20 protein-coding genes are annotated in these 17,721 nt (G+C 50.0%); 3 read left to right on the forward strand and 17 right to left on the reverse strand.

Annotated features, from left to right (window positions below):
* Positions 1–6 precede the first annotated feature (6 nt).
* A complete protein-coding gene (locus GVY42_RS06580) occupies positions 7–921 on the forward strand; it encodes a YitT family protein (RefSeq protein ID WP_084543049.1) in 915 nt (304 codons plus the stop codon).
* A gap of 55 nt (positions 922–976) precedes the next feature.
* On the opposite strand, the gene GVY42_RS06585 is transcribed toward GVY42_RS06580, so the two are convergent.
* The 17 genes from GVY42_RS06585 to GVY42_RS06665 all read right to left on the reverse strand — a co-directional run bounded on the left by GVY42_RS06585 (position 977) and on the right by GVY42_RS06665 (position 15,841).
* A complete protein-coding gene (locus GVY42_RS06585) occupies positions 977–2,032 on the reverse strand; it encodes a GGDEF domain-containing protein (protein ID WP_159562668.1) in 1,056 nt (351 codons plus the stop codon).
* A gap of 94 nt (positions 2,033–2,126) precedes the next feature.
* Positions 2,127–2,354, reverse strand: a complete 228-nt coding sequence (gene csrA / locus GVY42_RS06590; RefSeq protein WP_012726976.1) for a carbon storage regulator CsrA — start codon at positions 2,352–2,354, stop codon at positions 2,127–2,129.
* Positions 2,354–2,791 (reverse strand): flagellar assembly protein FliW, encoded by a 438-nt coding sequence (gene fliW / locus GVY42_RS06595; protein ID WP_159562669.1) that lies wholly within the window; start codon positions 2,789–2,791, stop codon positions 2,354–2,356. Before fliW ends, csrA begins: the two co-directional genes overlap by 1 nt.
* 15 nt (positions 2,792–2,806) lie before the next feature.
* Positions 2,807–3,361 carry a DUF6470 family protein gene (locus tag GVY42_RS06600; RefSeq protein ID WP_236548936.1) on the reverse strand — a complete coding sequence of 185 codons (555 nt, stop codon included), beginning with the start codon at positions 3,359–3,361 and terminating at the stop codon, positions 2,807–2,809.
* 27 nt (positions 3,362–3,388) lie between these two features.
* Positions 3,389–4,321, reverse strand: a complete 933-nt coding sequence (gene flgL / locus GVY42_RS06605) for a flagellar hook-associated protein FlgL (RefSeq protein ID WP_159562671.1) — start codon at positions 4,319–4,321, stop codon at positions 3,389–3,391.
* Positions 4,322–4,327: 6 nt separating this feature from the next.
* On the reverse strand, positions 4,328–5,818 hold the full coding sequence (gene flgK / locus GVY42_RS06610; protein WP_159562672.1) for a flagellar hook-associated protein FlgK: 1,491 nt from the start codon (positions 5,816–5,818) through the stop codon (positions 4,328–4,330).
* A gap of 12 nt (positions 5,819–5,830) precedes the next feature.
* On the reverse strand, positions 5,831–6,187 hold the full coding sequence (gene flgN, locus GVY42_RS06615) for a flagellar export chaperone FlgN (protein WP_074036203.1): 357 nt from the start codon (positions 6,185–6,187) through the stop codon (positions 5,831–5,833).
* A gap of 113 nt (positions 6,188–6,300) precedes the next feature.
* Positions 6,301–6,552 (reverse strand): flagellar biosynthesis anti-sigma factor FlgM, encoded by a 252-nt coding sequence (locus GVY42_RS06620; protein WP_074036202.1) that lies wholly within the window; start codon positions 6,550–6,552, stop codon positions 6,301–6,303.
* Between the two features lie 23 nt (positions 6,553–6,575).
* Positions 6,576–6,932, reverse strand: coding sequence for a flagellar protein (locus GVY42_RS06625; protein ID WP_236548937.1), 357 nt, complete (start codon positions 6,930–6,932; stop codon positions 6,576–6,578).
* Positions 6,933–6,989: 57 nt separating this feature from the next.
* Positions 6,990–7,658, reverse strand: coding sequence for a ComF family protein (locus tag GVY42_RS06630; RefSeq protein WP_159562673.1), 669 nt, complete (start codon positions 7,656–7,658; stop codon positions 6,990–6,992).
* On the reverse strand, positions 7,655–8,812 hold the full coding sequence (locus GVY42_RS06635; protein WP_159562674.1) for a DEAD/DEAH box helicase family protein: 1,158 nt from the start codon (positions 8,810–8,812) through the stop codon (positions 7,655–7,657). The genes GVY42_RS06630 and GVY42_RS06635 overlap by 4 nt, the downstream gene beginning before the upstream one ends.
* 121 nt (positions 8,813–8,933) lie before the next feature.
* The gene (treC, locus tag GVY42_RS06640; RefSeq protein WP_201302248.1) at positions 8,934–10,568 is read right to left on the reverse strand and encodes an alpha,alpha-phosphotrehalase; all 1,635 of its coding nucleotides are present in this window, start codon (positions 10,566–10,568) and stop codon (positions 8,934–8,936) included.
* A gap of 82 nt (positions 10,569–10,650) precedes the next feature.
* Positions 10,651–12,099: a PTS system trehalose-specific EIIBC component gene (treP, locus tag GVY42_RS06645; protein ID WP_159562676.1), complete on the reverse strand. Its 1,449-nt coding sequence runs from the start codon at positions 12,097–12,099 to the stop codon at positions 10,651–10,653.
* A 202-nt stretch (positions 12,100–12,301) separates the two neighbouring features.
* Positions 12,302–13,009 (reverse strand): trehalose operon repressor, encoded by a 708-nt coding sequence (gene treR / locus GVY42_RS06650; protein WP_159562677.1) that lies wholly within the window; start codon positions 13,007–13,009, stop codon positions 12,302–12,304.
* Positions 13,010–13,057: 48 nt separating this feature from the next.
* A complete protein-coding gene (locus tag GVY42_RS06655; protein ID WP_159562678.1) occupies positions 13,058–13,906 on the reverse strand; it encodes a DegV family protein in 849 nt (282 codons plus the stop codon).
* Between the two features lie 95 nt (positions 13,907–14,001).
* Entirely contained in the window at positions 14,002–14,694 is a 693-nt protein-coding gene (locus GVY42_RS06660; RefSeq protein ID WP_159562679.1) for a response regulator transcription factor, read from the reverse strand.
* Positions 14,695–14,716: 22 nt separating this feature from the next.
* The gene (locus GVY42_RS06665) at positions 14,717–15,841 is read right to left on the reverse strand and encodes a sensor histidine kinase (RefSeq protein ID WP_196431028.1); all 1,125 of its coding nucleotides are present in this window, start codon (positions 15,839–15,841) and stop codon (positions 14,717–14,719) included.
* A gap of 179 nt (positions 15,842–16,020) precedes the next feature.
* Between GVY42_RS06665 and GVY42_RS06670 the strand changes: the two genes are divergently transcribed.
* Both GVY42_RS06670 and GVY42_RS06675 read left to right on the forward strand, forming a co-directional pair.
* Positions 16,021–16,662: a YigZ family protein gene (locus GVY42_RS06670; RefSeq protein WP_159562680.1), complete on the forward strand. Its 642-nt coding sequence runs from the start codon at positions 16,021–16,023 to the stop codon at positions 16,660–16,662.
* A gap of 41 nt (positions 16,663–16,703) precedes the next feature.
* Entirely contained in the window at positions 16,704–17,711 is a 1,008-nt protein-coding gene (locus GVY42_RS06675; protein WP_159562681.1) for an LCP family protein, read from the forward strand.
* The last annotated feature ends 10 nt before the right edge of the window (positions 17,712–17,721 follow it).

Here is a 17,721-nt window from a genome sequence, read left to right on the forward strand (position 1 = left end):
CCATGTATGCAGCGTACACCTATGCCTTCCCCGACACCGGAGGAAGTGCAGCGCTTAAGGCGGGAACATAATCCGATCAAGGCTTCTGAACTGTTTGTAAAAGTCGTCCTTTTGCTGCTCGGCTCCCTCGTCTTTGCAGTCGGCTTGGAGGCGTTCCTCGTACCGAATCAAATCATCGACGGTGGTATCGTAGGCGTCTCGATTATCGTGTCGTACTTGACGGAAACGAAGCTCGCGATTTGGCTCGTCCTCTTCAACTTACCGTTCATCTACTTCGGGTATCGGCAAATCGGAAAGACGTTCGCCGTCGTCACGTTGACGGCCATCCTTCTCATGTCAGCCTTCACCATCGTCCTTCACGACATCAAGCCGTTCACAGACGACCTCCTCTTGTCGACCGTCTTCGGCGGTTTCTTACTCGGTGCCGGAATCGGGCTCGTCATCCGGGCGGGAGGATCACTCGATGGAACGGAAATTCTTGCCGTTTCCTTCACGAACCGATTACCATTCTCCGTCGGAGAGATTGTCATGTTTTTCAATATCTTTATCCTCGGGACGGCCGGATTCGTCTTCAGTTGGGACCGGGCCATGTATTCGCTCCTCACCTATTTCATCGCATTCAAGACGATCGATGTTGTCCTAGAAGGAATTGACCAGTCGAAAGCGGCCTGGATCATCACGTCCGCACCAGACGATATCGGGCAAGCCATCATGGACCGGCTCGGTCGAGGTGTGACGTATCTTCATGGAGAAGGCGCCTACACAGGTGACGGGAAGAAAGTCGTCTTCACGGTCATCAGTCGATTAGAAGAAACGAAATTAAAAGACATTCTCGATGACTATGATGAAAAAGCGTTCCTCGCCATTGGCAACATTCACGACGTCCGCGGCGGACAATTAAAGAAGAAAAACATTCACTAAACGTGAAATCCCCTATAACCGCTGGACCATCATCGCCAACGGTTATAGGGGATTTTTACGCAAATTTGACCTGATTCCGACCATTTCGCTTTGCTTCATATAATGCTTCATCTGCTCTTTCGAACACGACCATGCTCGGCTCATGCCCTGCAATCGCTGCACCGATTGAAATAGTCATCGGAATGATTTCACCTTGAAATTCGAATGGTGTTCGCTGTACCATCTGCACGATGTTTTCTGCCACCTTCGCCATGCCTTCACTACCTTCAATGACAAGCAAAAATTCTTCGCCACCGTATCGCCCGACAAATCCAGAAGGCGGACAGCTTCGTTCCAACGTTTGTCCGATATGACGAAGCGCTGCGTCTCCCGCCAAGTGCCCATATGTATCGTTCAACTGTTTAAAATGATCGACGTCGATGACGAGTAACGTCCACGGTTTACCGGACATTTCCAAATCATTCATCTGTTCGAGCGTCCTGTAACGGTTCGGGAGTCCCGTCAACTCATCAATGGTCGCCCGGTGCGTATGTAGGAGAAACATCCATAGATGTGTCTCGAGTTTCTTTGCGGCCCAATAGCAGAGCCACGCCCCAAAAGATAACATGAGAAAATAAGGAACAAATACATTTATAAAGACCGTCTCATTCACACTGCCGCTCACTTGAATCAAGACGAGGAGCGCACCAAACCCGATGTAGATGGCATACCCTCTTCCTCGACGAATCGGTAGGCGTGTCATGACAAGAGAAAATAAAAAGAAGACAAGTAACAACAGTAACGAGTCTACGAACGGAGCACTCATTCCGTGCAGCGTCGTGCGTCCGATGAAAATCAGGCCGAGCGTGACGATAGCGCCGAACGGTCCAGCGAACGTTGCGGATAAGGCAATCGGGATGAGACGAAGGTCGATTCGTGCATCCCCTAATTCGATGGAGTTGATGGTTAAGAGAATTGCCGTCAATCCGTTAGAGACTCCAAACCAAAAGCGTACAAATAACGGGGAAGTCGGCTGAATCGGTAAAACCGTCCGCATCACATAGAATGTGAGTGACATGAATAAAAAGATAAGACTGATGTTGATAAAAAAACTATTAATACCTGTTTCCACCGATTCCCCTCCTTCCTTTCACGTTTCCATCCTATCCCAACCCATCGAGCGCTGTCATCCATCAATTACCGGATTCATGAAAAAAGTCGAAAGCTCACGCTTCCGACTGCTTTTGAATCATCTGCTTCATCAAGTTAGCACTGTTTCGTGCCGACTCGTTCTCTTCCTGCATTTGAATGTACACCTCATGGCGATGGATATCGATATGACGCGGGGCATCAATCCCGAGCTTCACTTGGTCGCCTTCAATGGCGAGTACCGTGAGCGTCACATCGTCGCCGATATGGATGGCCTCACCTTGTTTTCGTTTCAATACGAGCATCAGCGCACCTCCGCTTTCGTGCCACCGAGTGGATAACGAGCTGGATACGCATCGTCTAGGATGACTTGTTTCCCGCGACGTTCCTTCGTCTCGATGACGATCGGTGCTTTCAAGTTGAGCGTCGATGAATCAAAAGGTTCACGAAGCGTCACAATAGAATAGACCGATACGTGTTCCGCCTCCTCGATTCCAAGTTGGTCTTTCGCGCCATCCGACAATTCAAACGCATAGTCCGACTTATGCCAAAACGGATTCGTCACGACGAACGCGCATGCCTGTTCCTCAATCGACTGAAGCGACCAGAACGGTAACTCTTCCCCATACGGGATCAACACGAACGTTTTTGAGTCCGGGAATCCTGGAATCTCACTGACGAAGGTGATCGTCTCCGCTTCGTTTATTTCAATCTTGCCAAAGTAGTCTGTTTCAATGAACATGGATTGTCCTCACTTTCAACGCGTTTCATCATACATCCCACCGACCGGCCACATCTCGAGTGACGCCTGCTGACGGAGCGAAATGTCCGTCGTCCACGGCGTGAACGAGATGTCGGCCGGAGTGAGCGATACATCAATTTGGGGTGGTGTGATATTCCACTCGATTTTCACATCCGCCGGCGTATACGTCAACTTGACACGATCGATTGATTTTGGCATGTAGCCCATGTCAACAATCGGATATGGGTCATTCACTTTCTCAGCCGCTATCGAAGGGATCGGATTCCCGTTCTCGATTCGCATCATGCGGTCGCCGTCTCGAGCGATATTCGCCATCGCTTCTCGGGCACCTTGTTCCCCAATCCGCCCGAAATGTTTACCGAGTTCGAGCACACCCTTCAGATTGCTCTCACTTCTCGCTACTGATGAATCAACCTCAAGCTTCCCTTCTGTCGTCTGTTGCGTCATCTCGGCTCTCCCTTGTTGGATGGACAGGTCGGCCCGTCCCTGACGCATCTCGAGTACCGGTCGATTGGATGTCATCTGGATTGCGGCCTGTGTCTGCCGCATCTCAAGTCTCGCGAGATTCATCATCAATTACCGTAAGAAGTCGAGGAGCGTCGGCTGAATGATGCGGGCACCTGCAGATAACGCTGCACGGTGTACAGTTTCATGTGACTTCAGCTCCATAATGACTTTTTCTACATCGATGTCTTCATTATCAGACATGATGGTCTTGGCGATAATCTCATGATCTTGAAGACGATTGTCGACGAGCTCCAAACGGTTTGCTCGGGCACCGAGCTCCGCCCGTTCCGTGATCAAGTTTTGACCGAGTGTGTCGAGCGTATCAAGTTCTGCAGACAAATCTGCCCCGGCAGTCGTTGGATCATTAAGAAGTGTAGTTAATTTATGAAGCCCTTCAAATAACTCCTTACCAAAAACCGTTTCCGGTTGCATGTTCACTTGTACAGTAATTCCTTTTGACACTTCAAATTCGATCTCCCCACTTGTTGCAGGTGCCGTTCCACTCTCATAAATCGAATCGACAGAACCAGCCGGATTCGCTAAATACGCTTTTAACTGGTCGACATTGATGAGAGGTTGATCTGTCTTCGTACCGTTATAAATATACTTTTCACCTGCTTTTGAGTTCGCAAGTGAACCGATGTGTTCGATCAATTGATCGACCTCGCTCTTGATGATGGCACGTTGCGACGATTCATACGTATCGTTCGCCGCTTGTGTCGTCAACTCACGAATCCGCTTGACAGCTTCCGTGACTTCGTTCAATGTCGAGTCCGTCAAATCCATCCAACTTGTCGCTTCGCTGACGTTACGTCGGAATTGGTCGACTTCTCGCACCTCAGTCCGGTAACGGATTCCCTGCATCGCAACGACTGGATCCTCCGATGCTTTTTGAATCCGTTTCCCGCTGATGAGCTGTTCCTGGACACGAGCGAGTGTGTTGTAACTACTTGATAAATGCTTCAAGTTCGTCTGTGTGAGCATTGTCTGTGTGACACGCATCAGTCATTACCTCCCTACGACACCCATGCCGTTAATGATTTTGTCTAACATTTCATCGACAGCTGTGATATTTCGAGCCGCCGCATTATAAGCGTGTTGATATTGAATCATCATCGTCATTTCTTCATCGAGCGAGACTGCGCTGACCGATAACCGACGTTGGTCCGAACTACTTAAGAGAGCAAATGTACTCTTTGCCAAGTTCGCGTTTTGGCTAGCCTCGACTGCCATGTTTCCGATAACATTTTGATAGTACTTGCCGATCGAGGTTGAGGTCGTAACCGAACCCGCAAAGTTAAGCGCACTTTCTTTCAATTGCGCAAGTTCGAGAGCACCACTTCCATCCCCGATGTTCCCGTCCTTAGATGCTGCAATTAGATCTAAGTTCTTCATGAAATCAGGATTCACTGTAATGGTAGCGGCGCTAGTAGTACCCACGAAAAAGTCAGTTCGACCGGCATTTCCGTCCGCGTCCATGTTTGTTCCATGCGCTACATTAAATGCTGATGCGAAGACGTTCGCCATCTCATCTAAGTCCTTGAGCATGTTGGTGAATGCCCCGTCGATTGCCTCTGGACCCGTTGCACTTCCGTACATTTCAACAAGTGCTTTCCATTTTCCGTTAGGCATGTCGGCATGTGTCATCGATGTATTCGTACCTGCAGCATCGGTCATGGTCATCCCATCAAATTTCCCAACTCCGCCCGAAAGACCGTCTACGAGTTTTACTTCTGTACCACCGACGACTACACGAATATCGATTCGTCCTTCTGCAACACGTTGCGAGTTCCCACGTGTTTCGCCGTTCGTGTAATCAACCGGCACACGTTCGAACTCAATGTATTGCGACAACTCATCCATGTAGCGATCGCGCTCATCATACAATTCATTTGGCAGAACACCAAGAGGCTCTGCATCACCGATTTGACGGTTGACGTCACTGATTTTCGTCAACAAATCATTGATTTTTTTCGTGACGACCCCTGCTTCGGTCTTTAAGTCATCCTGTACTTTAGTCAATGATGAAGACATATAGTTAAATGTCTGTGCCAACGTCAATGCTCGTTGCCGAACTACGCTTCGCGCACCCGTATCGTCCGGGTTGACCGACAAGTCTTGAAGTGATGCCCAGAACAAGTCGAGCGATTTAGCGAGTCCGTTCTCAGACGGTTCATTGATGATGTCTTCCATCCGACCGAACGCGGCTTCTTTCGTCGCATAGAAGGCGTTCTTCACCGACTCGTCACGATACTGTTGATCGATCATAAGATCGCGAATTCGGGCGAGCGTCTCCCCGCGTACACCTGTCCCGAATTGTCCGGCTTTGGTCCCGCCGAAGTTGACCGAGAGCTGTTCGGTCATCCCGAGTGTGAGTCGTTGGCGCGAATAGCCAGGGTTTGAGGCGTTCGCCACGTTATTCCCGGTCGCTTGAAGCGCCCATTGGTGTGTCGAGAGACTGCGGCGTGCCGTCTCTAATCCCATAAATGTTGAACCCATTCCACTTCCTCCTTAAACGTCACGGCTGAACGAGCGTGTTTCGAACGCTTGTTGTCCGTATGTAAAATCATCTGCTTCCGGCATGAGCATATCCAGATGCCAAGTAATATAACGAAGGGATTGTTCGAGCAACGTCGCGTTCAATTCGTTCTGTCGCTTTAACTCGAACAAGACCGGTCTCAATTCCTCTATCTCTTCATCGTCCAATTCATACGTCCCTTGAAGTCGTTCCGCTTCTTTTTGTGAAATTTGTCGGACGAGTTTCGCTTCTTCTTTGACGAGCGTGCTAAATGCCACCATGTCATTTTGAATGAGTTGCTGTTCTTTTGCGTAAGCCAATTCGAGTAACCGTTTATGTAATGTGAGCATGAGTCTCTCCTTTTTCAAAAAAAGAGCCGACTAAAGAAAGGGGTACCCCTTATTTAGTCAGCTTCCGTGCCGTGTTATTCAGTGCGAAGGCCTCAAACGGACCTCGCTTCCATTCATCCTTGTAGAAAGCGTTTAGCGATTTCGCGCGCGTCCCGTGAATATGTGCCTGCATCAATCTCCGCTTTTAAAGCGTCGATTTTAGCGAGACGGTCCGGATGTTTCACCGGTTCTTCAAACCGGGCGCGAGCTTCCGCCGAAATTGACAATTGGTCCGTTTGGCTTGATTGCGCGGGCTTCGGCTCGACTTGCGTTTTCTTTTCATAAGTGTTTGGTAAGTGTACCCACTTGGCTGAATCGATGCGCATGCGTCTTCCCCCTCTTCATGATGTTAATCCAAACGATAAGCGCGGATACTCGACTTTTTCGCCAAGCCCTCCTGCATCTCCTGTAGACTGGACAGTTCCTTCTGCATTTCTCTCTGGCAGTTCGAACAGATTTTTCCTTCATTCGTAGGCCGACCACAACGGACGCAGCTGATGGCAAGCGCCGGATTGTCTTTGATGATCAAGCGTCCTTCGTGGATGTATCGCGTGATATCAAGTTCAGAGACACCTGTCGCTTCGACGAGGGCTCCGATGGTCGTCTGTTTGTTGGCTGGTTCACGAATGAAATCGCGGACTTTCAAGAAGTTTTTATAATCGACTTCATTACATGATGGACAGTACGGTGAACGTCCCTGTTTCATAAACAAGCGCCCACACATTTGGCAAGTTGCTGCATCCATTGGTTTCACCTCTGCCCTTTATATCGGACGCGATTTTGATTTGTTTAGCGCCCGAAACAAGCAAATCGCAGAAACTTCTGATGCACCTGCCTGTCGCAACGAAAATGCCGCCTGATGAAGGGTCGTTCCTGTCGTATAGACGTCGTCTACAAGAATGATTTTCCCATATTTCACTGAAGTTGGTACAGTGAAAGGGTTCGTTCGGTGTCGTCTTCCTTCTTTCCCGAGTTCACGTTGACTTGAAACCTCCGTTTTTTCGAGAATCTGCCGCGTCGGACCGATATATCGCGCGAGCACCTCGGCCTGATTGAAACGACGTGTCTGAAGTCGCTCCTTACTCAACGGAATCGGAACATAGGTCACGCCAGATGAACGCAATGACCGAAGCGCTGGGGCAACCGATGAGGCAATGACGACATCCCCGCTGAATTTATATCGATGTAGCCAGTCAATTCCTGCATCATCGTACGCGTACAGGCACCGGACGGTCAAGTCGAGACCGAGTGCGAGCCAGCGGATGCAGTCCGGACACGTCTCACCGGTCTCATTTGGTTGACCGCAGCGTGGGCAACCTGTCCCGAGCGGCGTCAGTTTCGACTCGCAAGAGGGACACACCCAGTCCCGTCGCCATAACGTGGCAGGTGTCCACGGGACGGTCATCGACTCATGACAAAGAAGACATTTCATCGCCGATTCGCCTCCCTGATCTTCTGGATGGCAACATCTTGTCGGAATGTCCGCTCCTTGTAAAAGAAACAGACCTCTCCTGTCGGTGTGTCCGGTTTTCGCCCCGCCCGACCCGCCATCTGAATGAGACCCCGCGTCGAGAAGAGACGATGTTCACTTTCAACCACGGCGACCTGCACGTCGCGAACCGTCATCCCTCGCTCCCAGATTGAGGTCGCAAGGACGATCCCTTTCGTTTCTTGAAGCCAATGGAGTGTATCCAACCGTTCTTCCGTGTCAGCAGAAACGGTTTGACACGTGATACCTGCCTCTTGTAACTGACGTTCATATCGCTCCAAATCAGGCTTCGTCGGCACAAACAAGAGACGGGGTTTCAAGGCGTGACGTCGACAGAAGTCTAGGAGTCGTTCGTCGGACTGTTTGACAAGTGTCGGGACCGGCAAATCGAATCCGTGATAGCGCCGCGACAGATGAACCTTCGGAAGCAATTGTTGCCAAACGGTCGGGGTCGCCGTGATAAATAAGAAGACATTTCTCCCGGCCCGACGGATTGTATTCCAAAGTGCCACATCAAAGGCAAACGGGAAGGCATCGGACTCATCGACGAGCACATAATCGAACACGTCACGTAAATTCATGAGTAACGGTGCGGTCGCCACCGTGATCATCCCAATGGAGTCTTTTTCTCCCCCTCCATATCGTTTAGTGACAGGGACTGTGAACGCCTGTTCTAATCGTTCGACCCATTCGATGGCGACATCTTTCCTCGGAGAGACAACCAACACTCGCTTCCCTTCATTGACGACACGCTCAATCACGGGAAACGTCATCTCGGTCTTCCCAGCGCCACACACCGCATGCACAAGTCCCGTCCTCCGTTCGTCCCACCACGTGAGCAGTTGGTTCGCGACCCGCTTTTGGTCTGGGACGAGCTCGAATGGCATCGTCAATTCGGTCGTCTCGGTTGGAGTTGTGATGTCCCGTTCCTGTAGAAAATCACATCGGCAGACACGCCCGAGGTACAAACAATTTCGGCAATAGGCACAGCGTCCATGATGACAAGTGAACGTCCGGACGTGCGTGCTGAGACAGCGTTGGCAGATGCCGAAGCGGATGGCTCTTTTTCCTTTCGGTGCGACAATAAGTTCTCCCATAACCTGACTCCTTTTTGTCATCACGCTACCAAAATACCTATGTAAATACGATTCAACTTATCAAAAACAACATAGGTCTACTACACAAATAGGACCCGACGAAAAAGTCGGGTCCCATCTGTTAAATCTGTTTATAGAACATGATCGCCTCATATGGACGAAGAGACAACGACATTCCGTCGAGCTCAGGCACGTCGTAGTTGTGACTGACGACGTTCACCCGCTCGAATCCTTCTGGAATCGTGTACGTCGTTTCAATTCCATAGAAGTTGGCGACGACGAGTAGCTCCTCTCGGTCCGTCTTCCGTGTATATGCCCAAACGTCTAGCGAATCAGGAGTAAGAAGCGTGTAGTCTCCGTCCGTCAAAACGTCAAGTTCTTTTCGTAATGCAATCAAGTGTTTGTAGTGGTAGAACACCGAGTTCGGATCACGAAGCGCCGTTTCAACGTTCACGTCCTCATAGTTCGGCGCCACGTTGATCCATGGTGTGCCGCTCGTGAAGCCGGCATGTGTCGTTGCATCCCACTGCATCGGCGTTCGCGAGTTGTCGCGTGACTTCTGTTTGATGGCGGCCATCATGTCATCATGCGACACACCCTCTTCCCGCTTCAACTTGTAGATGTTGAGCGTTTCGATATCCCGATATTCATCGAGCGAGTCGAAGCCGGGGTTCGTCATCCCGATTTCTTCCCCTTGATAGATGTACGGCGTCCCTTGAAGGCCGTGGAGCACTGTCGCAAGCATCTTCGCGCTCTCGACGCGGTGGTTCGTGTCGTTCCCAAAACGGCTGACGACACGTGGTTGGTCATGGTTGCACCAGAAGATGGCGTTCCATCCTTTTCCGTGCATCCCACGTTGCCACGTCGACATGATGTCTTTTAATTGAATGAAATCGAACGGCGCCGCGACGAATTTCTCGCCGTTCGGATAGTCGACTTTCAAGTGGTGGAAGCTGAACGTCATGCTGAGCTCGTTCTCGTCCGGGTTTGAATAGCGTACGCAGTGATCGAGCGTCGTCGAAGACATCTCCCCGACCGTGATGACGTCATGCCCATCAAATACTTCTCGGTTCATTTCTTTTAAATATTCGTGGATGCGTGGACCGTCCGTATAGAACTTGCGACCGTCCGATATGTCTTCTGGGAAGTTCTGTTCTTTTGAAATGAGGTTGATGACGTCGAGACGGAATCCTTTGATTCCTTTTTTACGCCAGAACCGCATCATCTCGTAGACGTCCTCGCGCATCTGTTCATTCTCCCAGTTCAGGTCAGCTTGTGTCACGTCGAACAAGTGGAGATAATATTGTCCGCTCTTCTCATCATATTCCCACGCATTCCCACCGAACTTCGATTCCCAGTTCGTCGGTTCGTCGCGCCAGATGTAGTAGTCACGGTACCGCTCGTCTCCCGCCAATGATTTTTGAAACCATTCGTGCTCGGTCGAAGAGTGGTTGACGACGATGTCCATCATGAGGCCGATGCCCCGCGCCTCTGCTTCACGGATCAATTCGTCGAGGTCCTCCATCGTTCCGTAAGACGGGTCGATGGCATAATAATCACTCACGTCATAGCCATTATCGTGTTGAGGTGACTGATAGACAGGCGTCATCCAAATGTATTCGATGCCGAGTTCTGCCAAGTAATCCAGCTTCGCCGTCACCCCTTTAATCGATCCGGTCGCGTTCCCTTCCGGACTGTAAAAACTTTTCGGGTAAATTTGATAGACGACTGATTTGCGCCAATTTTTCTGTGTCATCAACGACATCTCCTTTTTGTAAGAGTTTTCATTTCAATAGGAAAGAGGGAAGAACTGCCGTCCCTCCCTCCCGAGTCATTACTTATGCGACTTTGTTTTCTTCAAGTTCACCTTTCTTCATGTAACGCTTCGACAAGATGAAAGTGAGCGCGAACGGAACGATGATCGCGATGACCATGCCCACGATGAAGAGAAGGATCTTATCTGTGAAGATTGAGAGGAATCCAGGGAGTCCTCCGACACCGATGGCGATTGCTTGCACATCGTTCAATGTGATAAAGATAGCAGCGATTGCCGACCCGATCATAGCTGAGTAGAACGGGAATTTATTTGGTAAGTTGACCCCGAACATGGCCGGCTCTGTGATTCCGAAATAAGCCGAGATGGCTGAAGTCGATGCCATGCTCTTTTGTTTCGCGTTGTGCTTGTAGACGAAGAACATCGCGAGTGCGGCCGAACCTTGAGCAATGTTTGAGAGTGCGATCATCGGCCAGATGAACGTACCGCCTGTATCTGCGATCAACTGAAGGTCGATGGCGATGAACAAGTGGTGCATCCCGGTGACGACGAGCGGTGCGTAGAACAATCCGAAGAGGAGTGCCCCGACGACCGGTACGGCTTCGAACGTGTTGACGAGTCCTGTCGCGATCACGTTCCCGATTCCACGAGTGACCGGTCCAACGATTGCGAGTGCGAGGAATCCTGTGACAACGATTGTTGTGATTGGAACGACCAAGAGTTGGATGGCGTTCGGTACACGTTTTTTCAAGAACATCTCGATTTGGCTCAAGATATAGGCAGCAGCGAGTACCGGCAAGATCTGACCTTGGTAGCCGACTTTCTCGATTTCGAAGAGTCCGAGGATATCAAACGTCGGGACATCTCCTTCAAGTGCTGCCGTTCCGTAGCCCCATGCATTCAAGAGGTCCGGGTGAACGAGTAAGAGACCCATGACGATCCCGAGTACTTCGCTCCCGCCGAATCGTTTCGTCGCCGACCAACCGACGAGTGCCGGTAAGAAGACGAATGACGTATTCGCCATCATGTTGATGAGATCCCAAAGTCCTTGTAAGTTCGGATACGCCTCGATGAGCGTCTGTCCTTCGATGAAGAGACCTTCCGATGCAAGTAAGTTGTTGATCCCCATGAGGAGACCGGCTACGATGATGGCTGGAATGATTGGCATAAAGACGTCAGAGAAGACTTTGACGAGTTTTTGAAGCGGATTCATTTTTTTGCCGCCCGCGGATTTGACCTCGGCGACCGTCGCCGCCTCAAGTCCAGCGAGCTTGATGAACTCGGTATAGACGCGATCGACATCGCCGGCTCCGATGACGATTTGATACACGCCGGAGTTCTCGAACGCCCCTTTGACGAGGTCGATTTCTTTCACGCGTGCCTCATCGACTTTTGATTGATCCTTGAGGGAGAGACGGAGACGCGTCACACAGTGCGCGGCCTTGTCCACGTTGTCTTTGCCCCCGATCGCTTCTAAGATCTCAGCGGCAATTTGACGATAATCTGCCTTCATGTTGAATGTCCTCCTTTGTTTGAAAACTGTAAATGAAAACGGTTACTTATGAGTACAAACAAAGTATAACTTATCTATATAAGTTAAGTCAACAACTTATATAGATAAGTTAAACATGAAAGTTTTGCGTCGTGATTTACTGTTAAAATTCCCCTATTTTGACTTAGGACAAACAAAAAACCCCTTCCTGTACGAAAGAGGTTTACCTACGGGCGACGTCGCTAAACTGGAACTTGTCCAATCGGTGACGCGACTCCGTATATTCAAATTGTTGTCCTTCATATAAGAACGTATCGTTCGTGATGACGATGACGTATTCATAGTCATGCAAGTCGAGCCGTTTCCGGTCAAGTTCCGTCACGTCTTCAGCTGCAATCTTCCGTTTCGCATAGCTGATTTGTAGCCCAAGCTCATCTTCGATATATCCATAAATCGATCGAGCCGCAATCTCTTCTGTCAGACCGGGGACGAGATCTTTGACGAAATAGTTGATATCTAAGATAACGTTCTCCCCGTCAAAGTTTCGAACCCGTTCGATGCGAAACACATGCGTCCCTGGCGCTAAGTTCATCCGTTCGGCGAGCCATGTCGGGGCTTCTATCTCTTCGAACGAAGCGACGTGGGTCTGAATGGAACGACCGAGCATGCTCGCGTAGACCTCTGAAAAACTGACGATGCCATTGAATTGAAACTCGATCTGGTCACGTTTCAACACGAACACGCCTTTTCCATGATGCTTCCGGACATACCCGTTCTCCTGTAAAAGATCGAGCGCTTTCCGGACCGTCCCCCGGCTGGCCTCGAACTGATGCATCAACTCGGTTTCAGACGGAAGCTTTGAGTCAGCGGGTCTCGTGCCATTTCGCATCTCTTCTGCCAGACGCTCAAAGATTTGGCGATATTTCGCCATTTCATTCCCTCCTCCATTGAAAAAGACGACCTTAGACGGTCGTCTCTCTTACCATTCGCGACGATACCATGTGATGCCGATTGCACCAGGTCCGAGATGCGTTCCGATGACGGGACCGAAATGGCTTCCCGAGATATGTGCTTTCGGGAACTTCTGCTTCATCGAAGCGATCTCTTCCGCCTGACGCTCCGGGCAGTTGGCGTGAATGATACCAATGCAGTACCCTTCCCCATCTCCGACAATCGATTCGTCCATCATCTCTTCGATTCGGCGTACGGCCTTCTTGTATGTCCGAATCTTCTCGAACGGGACGATCAATTTATCTTGGAAATGAAGGACCGGCTTGATTTGTAAGAACGATCCGACGAGCGCTTGCGCCGCACTCAATCGTCCGCCGCGTTGTAAATGGTCAAGGTCATCGACGACGAAGTACGCGCGAATCGAATCACGGACCGCTTCAAGTCGGGCGATGATTTCTTCTGGTGTCGCCCCGTTGTCACGGAGGTGAAGAGCCTCTTCGACAAGAAACGCTTGCGGCATACACGAAATCTCTGAGTCAAACGCATGAACCGTCACATCGACCATGTTATTTAGCGCGACCATCGATTGGTACGTTCCGCTAATCCCACTCGAGAGCGTGATTGCAATCACGTCTGTCACATCGTCCGGCAAGCTCTCAATCAATTCAACCGTCTCACCGATGACCGGTTGCGACGTCGTCGGCAGGTTCCCTGCCTCGATACGCTCGTAAAACGCCTCGGTCGACATATCAATCGACTCGCGGTACGACGCACCATCGAAGATGACACTGAGTGGTGCGACATGGACGTCATGTCGCGCCAAAAAATCATCCGACAGATAGGCGGTACTGTCGGTTAAAATCGCAATGTTTCCCATACTATATCCTCACTTTACGTCGTTTCATTTTTCCAATTATGTTAGGATTCCATTCCATATTGTAACACAAAAACGAGGTAAAGCATCGGTGACGCTCAAATCTCGACCCAACCCCGGCGAATCGCATCCACGACGGCTTGCGTCCGGTCGTTCACGTCCATTTTACGAAGTACGGAGGAGACGTGGTTTTTGACCGTCTTCTCACTGATAAACAGCATGTCACTGATGTCTCGGTTCGAGCGACCGTCAGCGAGAAGGTGCAACACCTCGACCTCACGGCGCGACAATAATTGATAGACCGGGTCATCTGTACGGCTCTCGACGCCACGTCCCGCCTGTTCCCCTTTGAATTGTAAGAGACGGCGGTAATCCTTCAGTACGTTCGTTGTCACTTTCGGATGAAGATACGCCCCATCCTTTGCGACGGCACGGACTGCCGAGATCAATTCTGTCGATGCGACTTCTTTTAATAAGAACCCTGATGCCCCCGCTTCAAGCGCATGTGTGATATACGACTCATCATCATGGATTGACAGAATGAGGACACGTGTCTCTGGTGAAAGAAGTGACAGTTGCTTCGTCGCCTCGATTCCGTTCATGTCCGGCATGTTGATATCCATAATTAGAATTTCCGGTTTTTGCTCGCCAGCGATGCGGATTGCTTCGCGTCCCGTACGCCCTTCGGCGACAACTTTAAATTCATCCTCCAAATCAAAAATCCGCTTCAATCCCTCGCGGAACAGTTCGTGATCATCCACGATCGCAATGCGTGTCTGTGTCATTTCCATGTATGTCTTCCCCCTTGTTCTCTCACGGAATCGGAATCGACATCCGGACGACTGTCCCTTTGCCGACTTCCGAGTCGATGGTGATGCTTCCGTTCACCAATTCAATTCGTTCGCGCATTCCGACAATCCCAAACGACTCTTCGCCAATTGCGCTCGGTTCAAACCCGATGCCATAGTCGCGGACGTGGATGTGAATCACGTCGCTCGCTTGCTCGACATTGACGATGATTTCGGCTGTTTTTGCATGTTTGATCGCATTTTGTACCGATTCTTGAACGAGACGGAACACGTTAATCTCCAGCTTCTCCGGTAATCGCGCACGCGACCCTCGATAGTTGAGACGTGTTTTGATTGCCGTATACTCCTCCGTTTGATGGAGATAGCGCTCGAGCGTCGGCAAAAAGCCTAAATCATCAAGCGACATCGGACGTAAATCATAAATCAAACGACGGACGTCGACGAGCGCCCCACGAATTAGCTTTTTCAATTCATGTAATTCGGCAAATGCCTCATCTTTTCCTCGTTTATCAAATGTCTTTTCAATCAGGTCGGCCCGTATCAGAATATGAGCAAGCGATTGCGCTGGACCATCGTGCATCTCGCGGGCGAGATGGCGCCGTTCGCGCTCAGCCGCTTCGAATACGCCGATGGCCATCTCTTGTTTTTTCATCATGTCCGAATACTCTTGCTGTAAGTCATCCCGTAAGAAGTTCAAGACGACACTCACGCGACCAATCAACTTTTCGGCACGTTCGATCGTGTCCTCTAAGATGAGCAGACGACGCTCTAAGTCGTTCCGGCGTTGCTGTGCCGCCATCTCTTCTTTTTGGACAAGAAAACGTTCGAGTTGCATTTGATTTGCCCGTTCGTAGGCTTCGCGAATTTCTTGTTCACTATGTATATGAAACTTTTTACTGACTTGAACGAGCTTGGCCTTTGCAGCTTTCACGAGTCGGTCGAGTCGATCGGACTCCTCGATGTAGAACTCGATTTTATCCGTCAATTCTTTTAACTCGTTTTGAATTGCTGAATATTCAGTTGCAGAACTTTCGGTTATACGGACAATCTCCTCTTTACTTTCCGTCACCGTTTCAATCATATTTGTTATGATATGTTCTAAAGCTGTCCGATCGGTAATATGATTCACGATGCCATCCCCTAATAGTTCGGTAGTTAATCCTCATCTATTCTTATATATCGTCCCACTCTAAACAGGTTTGTAGCGGACATGAGAGATTTTCTATAATTCCATTCGCTATAAATAGCGTATGTGCCTACTTGAATTCTAAAAAAAATATTTAAAAATAGAAAGGAGAATTTTCAGAAATGTCTATTGAGTCAAATTATACTATAAAACAAAGTGGAACATACGAAGTCGTTATCCAAAAATCAAAATTTATTGCTCATTTCAAACGTGTCGAAACAGAGGAAGAGGCGCAGGCGTTTATCCAAGCCACCAAGAAAGAGCATTGGAATGCAAACCATAACTGTTCCGCCTATATCATCGGGGAACGGAACGAGCACCAAAAAGCGAACGACGACGGTGAGCCGAGCGGTACGGCCGGCATGCCGATGCTCGAGGTGTTGCGCAAACGCCACTTGAAAGATACGGTCGTCGTCGTGACACGTTATTTCGGTGGAATCAAGCTCGGTGGCGGCGGACTTATTCGTGCCTACGGTGGAACTGTAAGCGAAGGACTTGATGCGGTCGGCATCGTCGAACGCCTACCGATGCAACAATTGACACTCACCGTCGACTATACATGGATTGGGAAAGTCGAAAACGAGTTGAGACAGTCTAGCTATCTGCTCGATGACATCATCTACGCGGACCTCGTCACGTTTCATGTCTCGGTACCCGTGGAAGAGACAGAGGAGGCGCTCGCTTGGCTGACAGACATGACGAACGGTCAAGGTCAGCTTCAAACTCATGGGATCCGCATCATCGAACGTGATTTCAAACGCTGAAACGCCTATACTAAAAGAAACGACTGAAATGAGGAAACAACATGAAAACACCCCCACGCAAGAAAAGATCACCTTGGAAAATTGTCCTCATCGTGTTGGGTGTCGTATTGCTCATCGGTGGTTCCGCTTTCGGCTATTTTGTCTTCAAAGCGAATGAAACCGCCGAAAACGCGAACAAGGCGTTGGAACGTGGCGACAAGTCAGAACGTCGCGACGAGACCATCGACTTGACGAAAGATCACTTTTCCGTCCTGTTAGCAGGAGTCGATGGCGGCGCCTCGCTCGAGGAAGGACGGACTGATTCGCTCATGGTCGCCACGTTCAACAAGGAATCGCGGCAAGTGACGCTCGTCAGCATCCCACGCGACTCATATGTCGACATCATCATCGACGATGAGGATCCGTTCAAAGACAAGATCAACCATGCTTACGCTTACGGAGGCATTGACACGACCATTGCGACCGTCGAGAACCTGCTCGACATCCCAATCGATTACTATGCGACCATCAACTTTGATGGAATCGAAGATTTGGTCGATGCGGTCGGTGGCGTCGAGATTGATGTCCTCATCCCCATCTCCGGAAAAGCGACCGGAAATGTCGAGCTAGAGCCTGGCGTTCAAGTCTTGAACGGAAAAGAAGCACTTGCCTATGCCCGGATGCGGAAGCAAGACCCTGCCGGCGACATCGGTCGAGCCGGTCGACAACAGCAAGTTATCGAGGCCATCATCAATGAGGCGACGACCATCAACTCGTTTACGAAGCTGAACCGGATCATGAATGCTGTCGGCGAGAACATCCGGACGAACATGACGTTGTCAGAGGCCTCACAACTTCAGCCTTACGCAAAATCGCTGAAGTCGTTCAACCGCGAAACACTTGAAGGGACGGACCTGACGCTGAACGGGGTCTACTATTATGAAATCGACCCGGCTGACCTTCGTGACGCCCAGGCCCTTCTCCAGACGGAGCTCGGCATGCCCGTTACAGCGGATGAACCATCAACTGACGAAACAGACGATACGATGACTGAGACAATCACGTACTAAAACAAAAATA

This window comes from Exiguobacterium sp. 8A, assembly GCF_902506275.1.
Taxonomy (GTDB): Bacteria; Bacillota; Bacilli; order Exiguobacteriales; family Exiguobacteriaceae; genus Exiguobacterium; species Exiguobacterium profundum.